Source organism: Nocardia sp. PE-7 (genome assembly GCF_030486425.1).
Classification (GTDB): domain Bacteria; phylum Actinomycetota; class Actinomycetes; order Mycobacteriales; family Mycobacteriaceae; genus Nocardia; species Nocardia salmonicida_A.
On record NZ_CP129614.1, the window covers coordinates 3,032,952 to 3,049,125 of the forward strand.

Sequence of the window (16,174 nt, forward strand, 5' to 3'; positions counted from 1 at the left end):
CATGGACAACGAGGGACCCAGTCGGACAGCGCTCACGACCGCCTACGCTCGCGCCTACCACCAGATCGCTGATAGGCCACTGATCCTCACCGACCCGGTCGCGGCGCGTCTGCTCGGCGTCACCGCGGACGAGCTGACCGCATGGGCCGAACCGACGGGTGATCGTCGCGGCGTCGAGGTCGATGATCGGGCGCGACGGTTATTCTTCGCTGCTCGCGCACGCTTCGCGGAGGACTGCGTAGCAGCGGCAGTCGCTGCCGGGACACGACAGGTCGTGGTGCTCGGCGCGGGCCTCGACACCTTCGCCTACCGCAACCCGCACCCGGAACTGCGCGTGTTCGAAGTCGACCATTCCGCCACCCAAGCCTGGAAACGCCAACGTCTCGTCGCGGCCGAGATCGACTGCCCCGACACGTTGACCTTCGTCCCGGTCAACTTCGAAACCCAGTTGCTGGCACAGGAACTGGAGTCAGCCGGATTCATCCGGTCGGCACCGGCCGTGTTCGTGTGGCTCGGCGTGGTCTTCTATCTGACCCCGGGAGCCGCACAGTCGACCCTCGACTACATCGCTGGTCAGGCCGAGCCGGTCGAGGTGATCCTCGACTACCTGCAACCGGCAGTTACCGACGAGGACCGCGCACACCTGAAAGCGCGCGCGGATCGCCTGGCCGCTGCCGGCGAGCCCCTGTTCAGCTACTTCACACCCGACGACATCGCCGCACAGTTGCACGCCCTCGGTTTCACCGACGTCGAAGACCACTCCGCCGCAGCCCTCATCGACAGCTACCTGGACGGGTCCACGCAATTCGACGGCGAACCGGCCCAGGCACTGCGCGCGAGCCGGATGCTGCGGGCGACGAAGCGGTCATAGACGCTGGGTGAACCGAAAGATGATCGCGGCGGCTGCTCCGATGGTGGCCGCGGTGATCGCCGCTGTGGTCGGCCAGCCGAACCAGCCGACCGATGCCGCGCCGAAAGCGGTGCCGAGGCTTCCGCCGACGAAATACACCAGCATGTAGGCACTGTTGAAGCGGGCGGGGGCCGCGGGGTCGATCGCGAGGACGGTGCTCTGGTTGGCCACCTGCGCGGCGAAGAGACCGGCATCGAAGAGGGCCAGGCAGACCAGCGTCACGAAGAGGTCGGTGAGCGCGAACCCGGCGATGACCAACGAGGCCGCTGCTGTCGACAGACCGATCATGATCACGCGCCGGGCGCCCACTCGGTCGGTCCACGCGCCGGCTACCTGTGTCGCTAGGATCCCCGAAAGACCGGCCAAGGCGTACAGACCGATCCGTTCCGACGAGTACGAGAAGGGAGGCTCCGACAGCGCGACGGCCAGACCTGCCCATGTCGCGCAGAACGCGAAGAACCACACTGCGCCCGCGATGGCCGCGATCCGCAGCGTGGCGTGGCGCACGAGCAGCCCGGGAAGCGAACGCAGAGTCGCGAGGTAGCCGCGCTGTTGTCCCGCGCCCTGACCAGCGGGCAAGATCACCAGGCAACAACCGGCGATGAGTGCGCACCCGGCGGCGAACGTCAGAAGCGTTCCACGCCAGCCGATCTCGTCGGCAAGCCAACCACCGAAGATCCGGCCCGCCAGGATCCCCACCGAGATTCCGGCGGTCACGACACCGAGGGTTTTCGCGCGTCGACGCGGGGGAGCGAGCCTGCCCGCGACCGAGCTGAGGCTCGCTCCCACCGTCGAACAGGCTCCGATCACCGCGGTCGTCAGCGCCAACTGCCACCTGTCACCGACTGCGGCACCGAGCGCCAGGGCCACCGCCAGGACGGCGAACTGAGTCCCGATCACCCGCCCCGGCGCGAACCGATCGACCAGTGGGACAAGCAGACCCAGACCTGCCATGTAGCCGATCGGCCCGCACGCGAGGGCGAGTCCGACCACCGTGATCTGTAGCTCCAGGGAATCGGCCACGTCCCCGATCGCGGGCTGCAAGGGGTAGATGGTGGAGGTCCCGAGCGCGGCTGCGAGCGCCATGAGCAGCACGACCGAACCCCGCAATCGGGTGTCGGCATGGATTTCGACGGCGGGATCGGTAGTCATACGGCGGGATCGGTAGTCATATCGACCGACGGTAGAAAGCGCGAGTAGCCGACGCTGGCGGGAAATCGACACAACTGTGTGCCCGGCGGATCAGGTCCAGACGTATCGCTGTGGGTCCATGCGTTGCCAACCGCGACGCATTTTGGCGTAGGCCGCCCGGCGGTAGTGGGTCCAGGTGAAGCCGCCGGCGCGGAGCGCACGATGATGCCCCGCCCACACCAGGAGCATGACTACCAGGAACAGGACACGGTGGGCGAGCATGGTGAGACGAAAGCGCGCGCGGGATCGGTTGTGTAGCAACACGGCCAGACGCTCGCACTGCAACTGCACGTGCGGTACTTCGTCGGCGAGGATCTGCGCGCAGACCGCGCGCAGTACCGGTGAGCCGGTGGCTCGGCGGATCGCGTTGTAATAGACCATCGCCAGGGTCTCGACCATGACAACGGGCGTGGTCCAGACCTCGATGTCGGTGATGCTGTACCGGAGTCGGCGAAACAGGGTGTCGCCCCAATCCGCTCGGCGGCGTGGGATTCCCGCATCGTCCAGGACCCGGCCCAACAGCGCGCCGTGGCGTTGCTCTTCGCGGATGAACAGGTCGATGACGTCGCGGTACGCGGGGTCGCCGGTGGCTGTGGCGTAGCGGTCAGCGGAGGCGGCCAGGTGAGCGCCGTCCGATGTCTCGCCGAGCTGCCAGGCCTGCAGTGAGCGGCGAATCGACGCCAGTTCCGCCGGATCGGCTCCGATGCCGTTCGTCTGCCATGGAATCGGTCGCTGCCGAGCCGCGTTCTGCTGGAAGTAGTCCAGCCATTCCTCGGTGGAGCGCACTCGACGCTCACCCACCCGCGAGCTCGTGGCCGACGGACTGTTTCGTTCCCCCACGAATTTCCCCTCTGTTCAGCTCCACTCGTACCCGAAAGACGGTGTCGCCGCCAGCGCCTGCCGATCATTTGCCGCGCAGGGCAATACTGTTGCGTGGGCATTCGCCGAAATCTTTGATGATGAGAGGACGAAGTCATGACGAGCAGGCTCCGATCGAACATGGCGGTCGCGGTCGCGGTCGGCCTGGGTGCGGGCGCGCTCAGCGCCACGGCACCCGCGCTGGCCGCCGAGACACCCACCGTGGTGTTGGTTCACGGTGCGTTCGCCGACACGACCAGCTGGGACGGTGTCGCTGCGGCCCTGCGCGCGGACGGTTACCGCGTGGTGGTCCCGGACAATCCGCTGCGCGGTCCCGCCAACGATGCCGCCGCGATCGAACGCACACTCGCCACGATCGACGGTCCGATCGTGCTGGTCGGACATTCCTACGGTGGCGCGGTGATCACCAACGTCGACGACCCCGATGTGACCGCGCTGGTCTATATCGCCGGATTCGCCCCGCAGCAGGGTGAGCCCGCCCAGTTGGCCCTGGATCCGATTCGCTTCCCCGGTAGCCAATTGCTGCCCCCGGTCCTGCAGCTCGCCATCGTCGACGACAGCCAGGGCATCGCGGGCAAGAACCTGGACGGCTACGTCGCCCCGGCGTCGTTCCACGAGGTGTTCGCGCAGGACGTCAGCGACGCCACCGCCGCCGACATGATCGCCCACCAGCGCTCCATCGCCGTAGCGGCGAACATCGAACCCTCCGGACCGACCTCGTGGTCCCACACGCCGAGCTGGTACCTCGTCTCCGGGGCCGACCGGGTGATCCCCCCTTCCTCCCAACGCTTCATGGCCGACCGTATCGGCGCCCACACCACCGAGATCCCCGCCTCCCACGCCTCTTTGGTCGCGCACCCCGCTGCTGTCGCCGCCGTCATCGAAGAGGCCGCCACGCACTGACACCGGATGACTCGGGTGTGATCAGTGGCGTGGCCTGACCCAGCCGCCGAACGCCTTCTCGAGGGTGAGGGCCGCGGCGATCGAGAGATGGTCGCGGTTCGGGCCCGCGACCACCTGAACCCCCAGCGGCAGACCACCGGAGCCGCGGCCGAGGGGAACCTGGGTGACCGGTAGTCCCGCGAGGCTGAACGGTGCGACCGTGTTCGTGCGCCAGAGGCGCCCGGTGGTGCGACCGTGACGGGGTGCGACCGTGGTCAGGGTGGGATGCAGGAGCAGCCCGTCGCCGATGGTTTCGGTGATCTCGTCGGCAGCGTTGTGCGCGGCAGCGGTGATACGCCGAGCCATCGGGCCTGGTACTCGTGCGGCGATCAGTTCGCCGAGTGCGAGGAGCCGGGTGGCGAGTGTGTGGTCCCCGCCGGCGGCGGTGAGCTGGCCTAGCGCGAGGATGTCGGCGCCTTCGTTGCGCATGATCTCGGCGAAGCTGATCCCGGTTTCCTCGGCCAGCACGATCGAGGCGAAGAGCCCGATCATCCGCAGAGCGGGCATCGGTACACGGGTGATCTCGGCGCCGACATCGGCGAGCGCGGCCGCGGCACGGTCACGTGCGGCCAGCACGTCGCGGCCGACGCCGGGGGCGAACGTCTTGTCGAGCAGCACCACGCGAACACCGCGGAGCGAGGTGGTCGCCGGATCGCCGAGGGTGACGCGCTGTACCAGCGGATCGGTCCCGTCGGGGCCTGCCATGATCTGCAACAGCGGCATGAGGTCGGCCGCACGGCGGGCGATGACTCCGTTGGAGCACAAGGCGGCGACCCCGAAAGGCGGTGGCCAGGCGCCGGTGGTCGGGAGCAGGCCGGTCGAGGGGCGGTGGCCGAAGACGCCGTTGCAGAAGGCGGGGATGCGGATCGAGCCGAGGGTGTCGGTGGCCAACCCGAGCGGTGATCCGCCGCTGCCCACAGCGGCACCCTCACCGCCCGAGGACCCGCCCGCGGTGCGTTCCCGGTCGTGCACATTGTTGGTTCGCCCGTAGACCCGGTTGGTCGACTCGATCCACATGCACCCTTCGGAGGTGTTCGTCAGGCCGAGCACGATCGCGCCGGCATCCAGGACCCGTTGCACCACAGTGGCATTGGCCGCAGGACGCAGGTGCTTGCGTGCCACCACACCCGCCGTGTTCGGCAACCCGGCGACGGCCAGGGATTCCTTGACGGTGATCGGTACGCCGAACAGCGGTGGCAGGGTCACCGGTCCGGTCGCGAGGTGGGCGTCGGCGGCGTCGGCCTGCTCTCGCGCGGTGTCGTAGCAGTCGACCACCACGGCGTTGGTGGCAGGCGCGAAGCGTTCCAGCACGGCGATGTGGGCATCGACCACCGCACGCACGGTCACCTCGCGAGCGCGGATGGACGCGGCCAGGCCGATCGCGGACTCATCGGTGACCGTCGTGCCGTCGGGGCGAAGCATCATGCGTTACAGTATTACGTATTATGTCAAGGCGTATTCGCCTGGTCGGCATGCGGAGACGGCTCCCCAATCGCGGAAGGCTGCACACGATTTCCCCTGCACCGATGACTTTCGAGTGAATCGGTCGTCGTTACCACTGGGTGTACCGACAGACAGGAGTCCAGTCATGACGAGACCGGTTCGATTCGATACGACCGCGATACGGGCGAACGGAGTGGATCTCGGCATCGAGAGCTTCGGCCGCGAGGACGATCCGCTGGTGCTGCTGGTCGGCGGCACGACGATGCTGTCCTGGCCCGACGCACTGTGCGAGCGACTGGCGTCAGGAGGGCGGCGTGTGGTCCGCTACGACCTGCGGGACTCCGGTGCCTCGACGCTTCTCGACCCGGAGCATCCGGTGTATGACCTGCGCGATCTCGCGGCCGACGCGGCCGCGCTGGTCGAGGCGCTCGGAGCCGGGACCGCGCATCTCGGTGGAGCCGGTGTCGGCGGGATGATCGCTCAGGTCGCCGCACTGGACCACCCCGATCTGTTCTCCGCCCTGACCCTCGTCAGCACCCGGGCGGTCGCGCCCGGGCCGGTCGACGAAGACCTGCCCGACCACGATGGCGCGACCATGCGCGAGCTGTTCTCCCGCCCGATGCCGGACTGGACCGACCGGGACGCGGTCGCGGCGTTCGCCGCAGAGGGCGCCGAGTTGTTGGGCAACGATCCGGAGCAGGCGCGCGCGACGGCAGCCCGAATCTGGGACCGGACACCCTCACCCGATCCCGCCGTCCACGCGGCGAACCAGCTCGGGATGGTGTTCTCCCGAATCGACTGCACCCCGCGATGGCGAGAGCGACTCGGCGAACTCGACGTGCCCACGCTCGTCGTGCACGGCCGCGCCGACCCGTTCTTCCCCGTCGGCAACGGCGAAGCCCTCGCCGCCGAGATCCCCGCCGCGCGACTGCTGATCCTCGACGACATGGGTACCGCCCTGCGCCACACCGCGGCCGATCGGATCGCTGCCGCGATGCTCGCGCTCTGACCGCTCGACGGGATGGGCCTTGTGTCGGTCGGAGGTGGTCGATGTGTGAGGTCGACAAGGAAAGTCGACTACGCAATGAATTCGTTCACGCGTGCGAGGTCAGGCATCAGCGGGTAGAGCTGGGTGGCTGGGCGAGCAGGGCTCGGGTCTCGGTGACGACTCGGTCGTTGAATGCGGGATCGCGCACCTGGGCCGAGCCGAGCATGGGCTTGCCGCTTTCGGCGTAGTACACGCCCGACGTCTGCGACGGCGTGGTCAACACCTTGGTGAGTAGTCGGGCGGCACGCTGGGGTGTGCTCCAGTTCTTGATGAACGGGGCCAGTGGCGACAGCACGTACTTTGCCAGGAACTTCAACGCGGGGCCGGCGTCGCGGCCCAAGCTGGTACCGGGGTTGAAGCCGGGTTCGACCGCGAAGAACCGCAGTCTCGGGATCTCGCGCGCGAAAGCGAGGACTGTGGCGAGGTTCCCTTGCTTGGAGGTGGCGTAGGCGTCGAAACCGGGCTTGGATGAGCCTCCGGGCAGCCAATCGCCCCGCGCACCGGCTTCGGCGGAAATGTAGCGCCCACCACGAAATCCAACGGTGACTGCGGGCTTGCACTCCGGGTCTTCGGAGGACGAGCAGGTGAAGACGACGTTCGCATGGTCTGGCAGGTGCGGAATGAGGGCCTCTGTCAGCGCGAACGGTCCGAGGTGGTTGGTCGTGAAGGCGAGGTCCCATCCTTGCGCGCTGTTCGCGACGCCGTTGGGCACGATGCCCGCGTTGTTGAGAAGGCCGGCGAGCGGTAGACCTAGTTCGACGATCTGCGCGGCAGCCAGACGTACGCTCTCGATGTCGGAGAAATCGCAGGTGACCGAGATCGCGTGGCCCCCTGTGCGCAAGTTGATCGCGGCCTTCACCGCCTCGAGCTTGTTCGGATCCCGACCTACCAGTACGACGGTCCCGTGCTGGGCGAGCTCCACAGCGGCGTATCGGCCGATTCCGGAGGTCGGTCCGGTGACGATCCACGCCGGGGCGGAAGTACTACGAGCTTGGGCTGACATGTCGATGTCCTCTGCTTGGGTACTGCTGTGTTCGGGATGCTGCGGGGTGGTGTCATTTGCCGGCGATGACCCGCCAGGTGGCGTCGAAGGCGAGGCGGGTGAGGGTCTCAGCGTTGGCGGGTTCGCGAATCACTGCGTCGATGGTGGCCTCGGCGATGGTGTTGGTGAGTGTGAGCACGAAGGTGAGCGGGGCATGCTCCATCGGGCCGCCGACTCGGCTTCGCTCCAGCAAGTCGGCCATGGCACCGAACGCGTTGTTCGCCAATTCGTGGCTGGCGGCAGTGATGTCGTCCGACACCAGCAGCTGTGCGACCGCGCGCCGTTTGTCCGGACTGGCCGTCGCCCAGCGCATCCATTGCGTCCACACGTGGAGCATCTGTTCGCGTGGCTCCTCCTCGGAAGGGATGCCGACCAGAGACGACTCCGCCATCTCGGTCTTGAGAGCGACGAAAAGTTCGTTCAGCAGAACGACTTTCGTGTCGAAGTAGACGAAGAGTGAGCCGTTGGAGACGCCTGCCTTCTTTGCGATCGTTGCTGTCGACGCACCGAGTCCCTGGGTGGCTATGGCATGAGTTGCCGCAGTCAAGATTGCGGTCCGTCGATCCTGATTCCGTGGTCTGGCCATGCCCGCACTCTATAAGAGAGTGACTAGTCAGTCAAGCTGTCCGGTGTCAGATCCATCCGGAGTAGCGGGTTTCTGGTCGGTCCGGTCAAGTGAACTTCGGCGGAGCACAGTTTTCAGGCCGTTTCGTAGCGGTATCGTTTCGTTGGGTTAGACCAAACGTAAACGTAATAAAGTCAAGTATATTGAGAGCGAGCGGAGATCCTGACCGCCGGTAATGTTCACTTATCGGCGGTCAGGATCGAGAAGGCTCGGATCGACTCTTCTTGAGGCGACACGGAATTCGTTTCGTGCAATACGTAAGGAAATAACGAAACCAACGCTACGATTCTCCGGTGTCGAGCGTCTGCAACTATCCGGGCTGTGCCCGCCCCATCACCCGCGCCGGTGGCCCGGGTCGTCCCTCCGAGTACTGTGATCACCCGGACCACACCCGGTGGCGAGCCTGGCGCGAAAGGCAACGGCAGCAACAGGAGGCCGAGAGTGCGGCGACTACCGTCACTGTGACGGCTCAAGGGCCGGTGACCGTGGCGCGGTTGCGCGCCGATGAGCTGCTCGGTCAATTCCGAGGGCTGGCCGAGCAATTGGGGACCACGTTGAACGCGGCGGTGGCCGAGCTGCAGACGATCGGGGATCCGTCGGTGGCCGAAGCGCAGGTCCAGGCCGCGCAGGCCGACGCCGCGCGCCGGATCGCCGAGGCGGAAATGGCGACGGTGGCCGCCGAACAAGCGCGCCGCGAAGCCGAAGAGGCACGCGCGCTGGCGGAGTCAGTGGCCGAAGAGGCAGTGGCTGCTGCGGAAGCGGCTGAGCAGGCGGTGGGTGAGGCGCTCGCGGCCAGGGACGAAGTCGTCGCCTCGGTGGACGCGCTCACCAGGCAGGCCGCCGAGGACGTGTTCGCGGCGCGCAGCGATGCCGAGGCGCAAGTGCGTGCGGCACAACGACAAGCGGCCGACGACATCGACAAGGCCAAACAGGACGCCGACGACACCGTGGCCCGCGCCGAACAGCGCGCCGATACCGAGATCGCCCACCAGCGCCGAGACGCCGACGCCCGCATCGCCGCCGCCAACGCCGAACGTGACCTCGCGATCCAGCGCGCCGCCGACGCCGACCGGGCCACCGAACGCGCCGAGCAAGCCACCGCCGAGCGAGTGGAGGCCGCCGCCGAAGCGCGCGAGGAGTGGCGCCGGGCCCGCGCCGAACTCGACACCGCGCGCGGCGAACTCGACCGCACCCGCACCGAACTCGCCGAGCTGCGCCGCACCACCACCATCGACACCCAGCAGCGCCGCGACGAAGCCGCGGCCGCGCTGGAACAGGTACGCGCCGAAGCCGCCGAACGATGGGCCGCGCTCGACGACGCCCGCAAGCAGACCCTGGCCCGCGCCGAACGCGCCGAAGCGCAGCTCGACGAACTCCTCGCCACCACCCGTGCCCCGATACCGCAGACATGAGTGGGGTATCGGCGGCGGTGAGCAGCGACCTGGACTAGCGTCACGCACATGACCGAGCAGCCCGGCCCTCTCGAATCGACCCGTGAGTTCGCCGCCATCGACATCGACGACATGCTGAACGCCGAGGAAACCTACACCGGCCCGACGTCACGGGCGCGGCTGATCGCGATCCTGGTGGTGGCGGCGCTGGTATTGGGCGCCGGCGCCACCACCTTCGCGATCCTGTTGGCCTGACCCCTTACGCGGGCCGAGCCAACGGGGTGTCGGGCTCACCGGAATTACGCAGTGCGACGATCTGGTCGGGCACCCAGTAGATCCGGCCGAATTCGAACGCCTGGTAGACCCCGTCGTCGTGGCCGGTCTCGTCGGAGGCAGGCCACCCGAGCTCGCCGTTCTGGTAACCGGCCGCTGCCCAGCGCGCACCGATCGCACCGTGCACCCAGTACGCGGGTTGCCCAGCGCGCCGGTACACGGTGCCACCCTGAAACGCTTGCGCCAGCCCCGGTCCGGAACCGCGAGGGTCGGGCAGTTCGGTGTGCTCGGCGGTGGGGTAGCCCAAGGGGCCTGCCTCCCACCCCAGCTCGGCGTATTTGGCCATGACCGCCGTTGGGATCGCGTGGGCATCGGTGTCCGGATGCCAGTAGACGTAGCCGTGCTCGAATTCGGCGAAACGTCCCACTCCATCCGGTGTGGGGAGTTCGCCGTCGGTGCGGCGCGCGCCCAACCACGGCGACGCCGCGGCACGAATGTCGATCGCGGTCGGCGCGGACCCACCGGCGAACGCGGCGACGTGGGCGGCGAACACATCCCACGGAAAGTTCGGGCCCACATCGGTATGGGAGCCGATGCCGAGTGCCCTCGTGACGTACTGGTGATCGGAGATACCGTCGCCGACGTAGTAATCCGGCTCGATCACCTCGGTCGAGTACCCGTGGCGGTGCGCGCTGCGCACGGCCAGGAACGCCGCGATCCGCAGATCACCGTCGATGCGCAACCACTGCTCACGCGACCAGGCGATCCGGCTGCCGGCGAAGCACAGATTCACGGTGAAAGGGTTCGCCGACAGCACCGACCACGACGCGCGTTCCTCCGCTACCACCCGCACGACGATCGCGTCGCGCAGCGTGTAGTGGTAGGACACCCCGTTGGCGGGGTTGTTGAGATAGGCGGCAAGGGATTCGGCGGTGCCGTTGCCTTCCTGGGTGTGCAACAGGAAGTTGGTGACGCGGGCGCCGTCGCGCGAGGAGTGCGAGGGTCCGAGACGGTCGATCTCGGTGAACTGCGGGACCGGTACCGAGCGGTCCAGTGCCCACTGCCCGAAGTCGGGGGCGAGGATATCGTTGACATCGACACGAGTGCCGTCGATGAGCGGTCCGGGGTTGCTCGGGGTGTCGATCACCCGCTGGTAGAGCACGGCGCGCGGTTCCCGCTCGGTGCCCGACCAGGCTCGTGTCTGCCACGCCCAACTGAATTCCCCGCGCGCGCCGACCACGCCGTCCTCGATCGCCCACGCGCACACCCGTGAATGTCCGTAGATCCCGGTCCATTCCGTACCCAGCACCGAGTTGACCCCGCGAAAGAATTCGACGGCGGTGCTGTTCCACTGCGACAGCGAGATGTCCTCGTCGACGGCGAAGAAGATCGGCGCCTGTCGAGGCGCGCCCACGCTCAGGTGCGTGGCCAACGCCTGTTCGGCCATGCGCCGACCGCCGTCGAAGCCGGTGGTCCAGTCCGACGGCGTCGGATCGCCGGGTTTGCCGTATTGCCAGATGGAGACGATGTCGAGCCCGGCCGCGGTGAGTGCGCGCGCGTAGTCGGCGGTGATCGGTTTGGCGCCGAAGTTCGCACCCGGCCTGCTCGGTGAGATGTAGGCCAGTACCGCCGAATGGCCCGCCGCGGCGATCGCCTGTGGTTCGATGAGCCTGGCCGCGAAATCGACAGCTGTAGACATGATTGACCCCCTGTTTGACTGCGTACCCGATGGAATTCCCGAAATGGTGGAACTATCGCGATGATTGACGCTGGTACCCGAGGATCGGCACCGGGGTGAGGATCTCACCCCGCACCATTCTAAACGAAACACTCACTCCCGCACCGTCGTTCACCAACGAACAGGGTAGTACCCGGATGTGGGAGTAGTTTCACTCACGCATGCGGGCCGTCGTGCCCGCTAACCTTTGGCCATGGTGGCGCAGCTGATGTGGGGGATCCCGACGCACGGGTTCTTCGTCGCGCTCGGTGTCGCCGTCGCCGCGGTGGTGTTCGTGACCGAATGCAGGCGCCGCGACGCGCTGCGCGAAGAGTCTCTGGTCGCGGTCACCGGAGCGTTGGTCGGTGGGGCGATCGGTATGCGGTTGTCGAGTCTGGCCGAGACGCTCGATCCCTATGAGAGTTGGATGTTCGGTGCGCGCAGTGTGCTGGGCGGATTGCTCGGCGCGTATGTGGGTGTGTTGATCGCGAAGCGGATCATCGGCTATCGGGAACGGACCGGTGACCTGTTCGCCCCCGCGGTGGCGCTGGGAATGGCGGTGGGGCGCATCGGGTGCTTGCTCACCGAGGCACCGGGACGGCCCACGAGCCTGCCGTGGGGGATCCACGCGCCCGCGACGGTGCCGCAGTGCCCCGGGTGTGTGGCCGGTGTGGCGATGCATCCCAGTTTTGTCTACGAAATCGTGTTCCAGCTGGCCGCTTTCGGTGCGCTGTGGTGGTTACGCGAGCGGATCAGCACACCGGGGGAGCTGTTCACCCTCTACGTCGGGGCCTATGCGATCTTCCGGTTCCTGGTCGAGTTCACCCGCGCCAACGACACGGTGTGGCTGGATCTGACGCGCCCGCAATGGTTCCTGCTGCCGGGGTTGGTCCTGGTGGCGGTGCGCTGGACCATCGGCTATCGGCGCGGCAACTACGACGGCGTACTTCGACGAAAGGTCGCGGCATGAACTTTCCTCCCGGACCACCACCGAACATGCCACCCCCGCCGCCCTATCAAGGTGGCAAACCGCCGGGACAGGGCGGTCAGATCGCGGCGATGGCGTTGGCGGGTGCGATGGCGTTCATCGTGGTCAACGCGATCGCGGGGTTCGTCGTGTTCCTGGTGGTGGCCTCCATCAACGACGACACCGCGACCAAGGCGCTGTTCGGGCTCACCGCGGTGGCCAGTGCGGCGGTGGCCTTCGGGGGTGGCTGGCTGTTGATCCGGCGCCAACGCCCCGCTCCCAAAGGGTTCGGCATGGGGCTGATGATCGGGTGGTCGCTGGTTTCGGTGTGCACGGCGGGTTTGTGCACGGCCATCAACCCCGAGCTGTACACGGGCATGTTCGGGATGGCGCGATGACCGGGATGCCGTTGCGGGGCGATCGGATCCTGCGCTACGTCACCGCGTTCTGCCCCCGCTGTCACGACGAACACCCCGAAACGCCGCTGGCCGAGGTAACGCGACTGTCGGGGTGGCTGGCCGAACGGGACGGGAAGGTCTTCCTCGAACGCGGGTGTCGCACCCACGGGATGGTGCGGACCCTCTACGACGAGGACCCCGAGATCCTGGCCTACCTCGAAGAGTGGACGGCCCCGACCAAAGCGCACCTGCCCGACACCGTCGGCAATTTCGATCCCGTGCCCTCGGCGTATCTGCGGGGGCTGCCCGAGATGCAGACCCAGCACACCTGCATCCTGCTCGAGGACATCATCGACAGCTGCAACCTGCGCTGCCCGACCTGTTTCGCCGACTCCTCACCCGACCTGCGCGGTGTGGTGGCGGTCGAGGACGTGCTGGCCAATGTCGATCAGCGGCTGGCCCGTGAGAACGGGCGCCTGGACGTGCTGATGCTCAGCGGCGGTGAACCGACCCTGCATCCAGAGTTGGCGCGACTGCTGGCCGAACTCACCGCACGGCCCATCACCCGAATCCTGCTCAACACCAATGGTCTGCGCATCGCCGTCGACGACGAACTGCTGGCGCTGTTGCGTACCCATCGCGACCGGGTCGAGGTGTATCTGCAATACGACGGGGAGACAGCGCAGGCCTCGCGCCATCATCGTGGTGGCGACCTGCGGGTGCGTAAACAGCAGGCACTGCAACGACTTTCGTCCAACGCCGTATTCACCACCTTGGTGATGACGGTGGCGCTGGGCGTGAACGACGACGAGATCGGCCCGGTGCTGCGCACCGCCATGGACACCCCGTTCGTCGGCGGAGTCTCGATCCAACCGCAATTCGGGTCCGGGCGATCGGGAACGATCGACCCGATGGAGCGGCTCACCCACACCGGTGTGCTGCGCCGACTCGGCCCGCAGACCGACGGGCTGGTGACCTGGCGTGACCTCACCGCGCTGCCGTGTTCGCATCCGCACTGTTGCTCGGTCGGCTACCTGTTGCGTGACGACGCCGGGCAGTGGCGCTCGCTGGTCTCGCTGATCGGGCACGAACGGTTGAAGCAGCAGCTGGGACTGGTGTCGAACCGGATCGCGGACTCGGCGCTGCCCGCCGAACTGCGCATGGCGGTGCAGGAATCGCTGCTCGGTCTGCTGTCGGAGCAGTCGTCGCTGTCGCATCCGGAGATCGGGCGGGTGTGGCGCAATATCTGCGAGAACTGTGACCTGGGGATGTCGACCCTGCTGACCTTGGCGTCGTCGGCATTGCCCGGACGGCGCAAGCGGTTGCGGACACTGCTCGGGGAACGGGTCGTGCGGATCACGATCAAACCGTTCATGGATATGTCGACGATGATCGAAGAACGACTCACCCAGTGTTGCGTGCATGTGGGCACCCGCGCCGATGCTGATCAGTGCGCGCCGTTCTGCGCGGTGCAGGCCTGGCCCGCGCTGTCGCGGCAACGGCTGTCGGCAGCGGCACCGTCGGGACGGGCATTGCTGCCGGTGGAGGTCCGGTGAGCGAGCGCGGGGTCTATTACGAGGAGGCGATGCGCGCCCAGCAGCCGCACGACCCGTTGACATTGTGTGTGGTGGCAACGGTGGCGTTGCTGACGTGGTTGGTGGGCCCGTGGGCGGTGGTCGGGTTCGGCGCGCTCGCGTTCGCCGGGTACTGGCGGGCGTGGCGGGCCGGGTTGCGGCGCAGTCGATGCTGGTTGCGTGACACCCGCCTGGTGCTGGTCTATGTCGCGGCGATCGCCGTGGTCGGGGTCGTCGGCGTGATGTGGTGACGGCGTGTCGCCGAATCCGGTGCGGCAGAACAGTAGCGGGCGAGCGTGGGGCACGGTTGACTGGTAGCCATGGCCGCCACTCGATCCAGCAGGCAGCGTCGATCACGGGTGCCCGCACCCGCGGTCCCGCCGGGCGAACTGATCGTCATCACCACGCCGACCGGCCCGGAGATCACCCCGATCGCCCTGCGCGAGAACCGATCCGTCCGCACCCGAGTCGACGAACTACTCCCCGCCACGGCACGTCTGGTGCCGATCTTCGGTCCGGACAACCGACTCGCGGCCAGACTGGCCGACACACCGCAGGCGCCGGTCGCGGGGGACTACCTCAGCTACTACTCGGTGCACGGTGAACTGGGTGACCTCGGTGAACTCGCGCATCGGCTGCGCGAGGACGACACCGTCGCCGCCGCCTATGTGAAGCCCGCGGCCGAACTGCCGCTGGCACCCCTGGCCGAGAACATCGTCGCACCGCGAGCGCCCGCTGTGACACCGGATTTCCGGGTCAGGCAGGCCTATCTGGATGCCGCGCCCGACGGGATCGATGCGGTGTGGGCGCACGGTCGGCCCGGCGGGCTCGGCACCGGCGTGCGGGTGATCGACGTCGAGGGCGCGTGGCGGTTCACCCACGAGGACCTGCGCCAGAACCAAGGCGGGATGATCGGCGGCACCGCGTCCGACGATCTGGGGTGGCGCAATCACGGCACCGCCGTCGCCGGTGAGATCAGCGGCGACCTCAACGCCTTCGGCGTCACCGGCATCGCACCCGAGGCCCACATCAGGGCCATCTCCGTCTTCGGCATCGGTTCGGCCGCCGCGATCCGCTCCGCGGCCGACGCCTTGAACCCCGGCGACATCGTCCTCATCGAATTGCATCGCCCCGGTCCGCGATTCGACTACCGGGCCACCCCCGATCAGCGCGGCTACATCGCCGTGGAATGGTGGCCCGACGACTTCGCCGCTATCCGCTACGCGGTGAGCCGCGGCATCGTCGTCGTCGAAGCCGCGGGCAACGGGGCCGAGAACCTCGACGACGCCGTCTACGACACCCGCCCCGGTGATTTCCCCGCCACCTGGCACAACCCGTTTCGCGCGGGCCGGGCCGACTCCGGCGCCGTCCTGGTCGGCGCGGGCGCCCCACCACCGGGCCTGCACGGCCGCGACCACGGCCCGGCCCGCTCGCGCCTGGACTTCTCCAACCACGGCGCCCGCCTCGACGTCCAAGGGTGGGGCCGTGAGGTCACCACCACCGGCTACGGCGATCTCCAAGGCGGCCCCGACGAAGACCTCTGGTACACCGACGAATTCAGCGGCACCTCCAGCGCCTCACCGATCGTCGTCGGCGCCGTCGCCGCCTACCAGGGCATCCGCGCCCACGGCCCCGGCCGCGCGACCCCGGAACAGATCAGAACCCTGCTCCGCACCACAGGCTCCGCCCAAACCGCCGCCCCCGGGCGTCCCACCACCCAGCGCATCGGCACCCTGCCCGACCTGCGCGCCATGTCGGCGAAAGGCTGATACCC

General features: G+C 67.7%; 16 protein-coding genes. 10 read left to right on the forward strand and 6 right to left on the reverse strand.

The window, feature by feature from the left end:
• The first annotated feature begins 1 nt into the window (after nt 1).
• Nucleotides 2–871, forward strand: coding sequence for a class I SAM-dependent methyltransferase (locus QX204_RS14230; RefSeq protein ID WP_301907996.1), 870 nt, complete (start codon nt 2–4; stop codon nt 869–871).
• Here the strand turns inward: QX204_RS14230 and QX204_RS14235 are convergent.
• Both QX204_RS14235 and QX204_RS14240 read right to left on the reverse strand, forming a co-directional pair.
• Nucleotides 866–2,062: an MFS transporter gene (locus QX204_RS14235; protein WP_301907272.1), complete on the reverse strand. Its 1,197-nt coding sequence runs from the start codon at nt 2,060–2,062 to the stop codon at nt 866–868. The genes QX204_RS14230 and QX204_RS14235 overlap by 6 nt on opposite strands.
• A gap of 90 nt (nt 2,063–2,152) precedes the next feature.
• Nucleotides 2,153–2,902, reverse strand: coding sequence for a ferritin-like domain-containing protein (locus tag QX204_RS14240; protein WP_301907274.1), 750 nt, complete (start codon nt 2,900–2,902; stop codon nt 2,153–2,155).
• A 198-nt stretch (nt 2,903–3,100) separates the two neighbouring features.
• Here QX204_RS14240 and QX204_RS14245 point away from each other — a divergent pair, with 198 nt between their 5' ends.
• Entirely contained in the window at nt 3,101–3,883 is a 783-nt protein-coding gene (locus QX204_RS14245) for an alpha/beta fold hydrolase (protein ID WP_301907997.1), read from the forward strand.
• A gap of 21 nt (nt 3,884–3,904) precedes the next feature.
• Here the strand turns inward: QX204_RS14245 and QX204_RS14250 are convergent, their stop codons facing one another.
• Nucleotides 3,905–5,347, reverse strand: a complete 1,443-nt coding sequence (locus QX204_RS14250) for an amidase (protein ID WP_301907275.1) — start codon at nt 5,345–5,347, stop codon at nt 3,905–3,907.
• A 163-nt stretch (nt 5,348–5,510) separates the two neighbouring features.
• Between QX204_RS14250 and QX204_RS14255 the strand changes: the two genes are divergently transcribed.
• A complete protein-coding gene (locus QX204_RS14255) occupies nt 5,511–6,374 on the forward strand; it encodes an alpha/beta fold hydrolase (RefSeq protein ID WP_301907276.1) in 864 nt (287 codons plus the stop codon).
• A gap of 106 nt (nt 6,375–6,480) precedes the next feature.
• Here the strand turns inward: QX204_RS14255 and QX204_RS14260 are convergent, their stop codons facing one another.
• Entirely contained in the window at nt 6,481–7,416 is a 936-nt protein-coding gene (locus QX204_RS14260) for an SDR family NAD(P)-dependent oxidoreductase (RefSeq protein ID WP_301907277.1), read from the reverse strand.
• Nucleotides 7,417–7,468: 52 nt separating this feature from the next.
• The gene (locus QX204_RS14265; RefSeq protein WP_301907279.1) at nt 7,469–8,002 is read right to left on the reverse strand and encodes a TetR/AcrR family transcriptional regulator; all 534 of its coding nucleotides are present in this window, start codon (nt 8,000–8,002) and stop codon (nt 7,469–7,471) included.
• A 539-nt stretch (nt 8,003–8,541) separates the two neighbouring features.
• Here QX204_RS14265 and QX204_RS14270 point away from each other — a divergent pair.
• Together QX204_RS14270 and QX204_RS14275 are read left to right on the forward strand one after the other, a co-directional pair.
• Nucleotides 8,542–9,492, forward strand: coding sequence for a hypothetical protein (locus QX204_RS14270; RefSeq protein ID WP_301907280.1), 951 nt, complete (start codon nt 8,542–8,544; stop codon nt 9,490–9,492).
• A gap of 48 nt (nt 9,493–9,540) precedes the next feature.
• On the forward strand, nt 9,541–9,726 hold the full coding sequence (locus QX204_RS14275; protein WP_301907281.1) for a hypothetical protein: 186 nt from the start codon (nt 9,541–9,543) through the stop codon (nt 9,724–9,726).
• Nucleotides 9,727–9,730: 4 nt separating this feature from the next.
• Here the strand turns inward: QX204_RS14275 and QX204_RS34450 are convergent, their stop codons facing one another.
• Nucleotides 9,731–11,443, reverse strand: coding sequence for a glycoside hydrolase domain-containing protein (locus QX204_RS34450; RefSeq protein ID WP_357375541.1), 1,713 nt, complete (start codon nt 11,441–11,443; stop codon nt 9,731–9,733).
• Between the two features lie 232 nt (nt 11,444–11,675).
• On the opposite strand from QX204_RS34450, the gene QX204_RS14290 reads away from it, so the two are divergent.
• From QX204_RS14290 to QX204_RS14310, 5 genes are all read left to right on the forward strand, one after another.
• A complete protein-coding gene (locus QX204_RS14290) occupies nt 11,676–12,431 on the forward strand; it encodes a prolipoprotein diacylglyceryl transferase (RefSeq protein ID WP_301907282.1) in 756 nt (251 codons plus the stop codon).
• Nucleotides 12,428–12,826 carry a hypothetical protein gene (locus QX204_RS14295; RefSeq protein WP_301907283.1) on the forward strand — a complete coding sequence of 133 codons (399 nt, stop codon included), beginning with the start codon at nt 12,428–12,430 and terminating at the stop codon, nt 12,824–12,826. Before QX204_RS14290 ends, QX204_RS14295 begins: the two co-directional genes overlap by 4 nt.
• Nucleotides 12,823–14,382: a radical SAM protein gene (locus QX204_RS14300; protein WP_301907284.1), complete on the forward strand. Its 1,560-nt coding sequence runs from the start codon at nt 12,823–12,825 to the stop codon at nt 14,380–14,382. The genes QX204_RS14295 and QX204_RS14300 overlap by 4 nt, the downstream gene beginning before the upstream one ends.
• The gene (locus QX204_RS14305) at nt 14,379–14,651 is read left to right on the forward strand and encodes a hypothetical protein (RefSeq protein WP_301907285.1); all 273 of its coding nucleotides are present in this window, start codon (nt 14,379–14,381) and stop codon (nt 14,649–14,651) included. Before QX204_RS14300 ends, QX204_RS14305 begins: the two co-directional genes overlap by 4 nt.
• Nucleotides 14,652–14,720: 69 nt before the next feature.
• Nucleotides 14,721–16,169, forward strand: a complete 1,449-nt coding sequence (locus QX204_RS14310) for a S8 family peptidase (protein WP_301907286.1) — start codon at nt 14,721–14,723, stop codon at nt 16,167–16,169.
• Nucleotides 16,170–16,174: the final 5 nt, after the last annotated feature.

What these genes read in the sequence shown, in the direction of transcription:
- QX204_RS14300 (WP_301907284.1), top strand. Translation starts at nt 12,823, where the DNA reads ATGACCGGGATGCCGTTGCGGGGCGATCGGATCCTGCGCTACGTCACC.
- QX204_RS14275 (WP_301907281.1), top strand. Translation starts at nt 9,541, where the DNA reads ATGACCGAGCAGCCCGGCCCTCTCGAATCGACCCGTGAGTTCGCCGCC.
- QX204_RS14255 (WP_301907276.1), top strand. Translation starts at nt 5,511, where the DNA reads ATGACGAGACCGGTTCGATTCGATACGACCGCGATACGGGCGAACGGA.
- QX204_RS14245 (WP_301907997.1), top strand. Translation starts at nt 3,101, where the DNA reads ATGGCGGTCGCGGTCGCGGTCGGCCTGGGTGCGGGCGCGCTCAGCGCC.
- QX204_RS14290 (WP_301907282.1), top strand. Translation starts at nt 11,676, where the DNA reads ATGGTGGCGCAGCTGATGTGGGGGATCCCGACGCACGGGTTCTTCGTC.
- QX204_RS14230 (WP_301907996.1), top strand. Translation starts at nt 2, where the DNA reads ATGGACAACGAGGGACCCAGTCGGACAGCGCTCACGACCGCCTACGCT.
- QX204_RS14250 (WP_301907275.1), bottom strand. Translation starts at nt 5,347, where the DNA reads ATGATGCTTCGCCCCGACGGCACGACGGTCACCGATGAGTCCGCGATC.
- QX204_RS14235 (WP_301907272.1), bottom strand. Translation starts at nt 2,062, where the DNA reads ATGACTACCGATCCCGCCGTCGAAATCCATGCCGACACCCGATTGCGG.
- QX204_RS14295 (WP_301907283.1), top strand. Translation starts at nt 12,428, where the DNA reads ATGAACTTTCCTCCCGGACCACCACCGAACATGCCACCCCCGCCGCCC.
- QX204_RS14260 (WP_301907277.1), bottom strand. Translation starts at nt 7,416, where the DNA reads ATGTCAGCCCAAGCTCGTAGTACTTCCGCCCCGGCGTGGATCGTCACC.
- QX204_RS14310 (WP_301907286.1), top strand. Translation starts at nt 14,721, where the DNA reads ATGGCCGCCACTCGATCCAGCAGGCAGCGTCGATCACGGGTGCCCGCA.
- QX204_RS34450 (WP_357375541.1), bottom strand. Translation starts at nt 11,443, where the DNA reads ATGTCTACAGCTGTCGATTTCGCGGCCAGGCTCATCGAACCACAGGCG.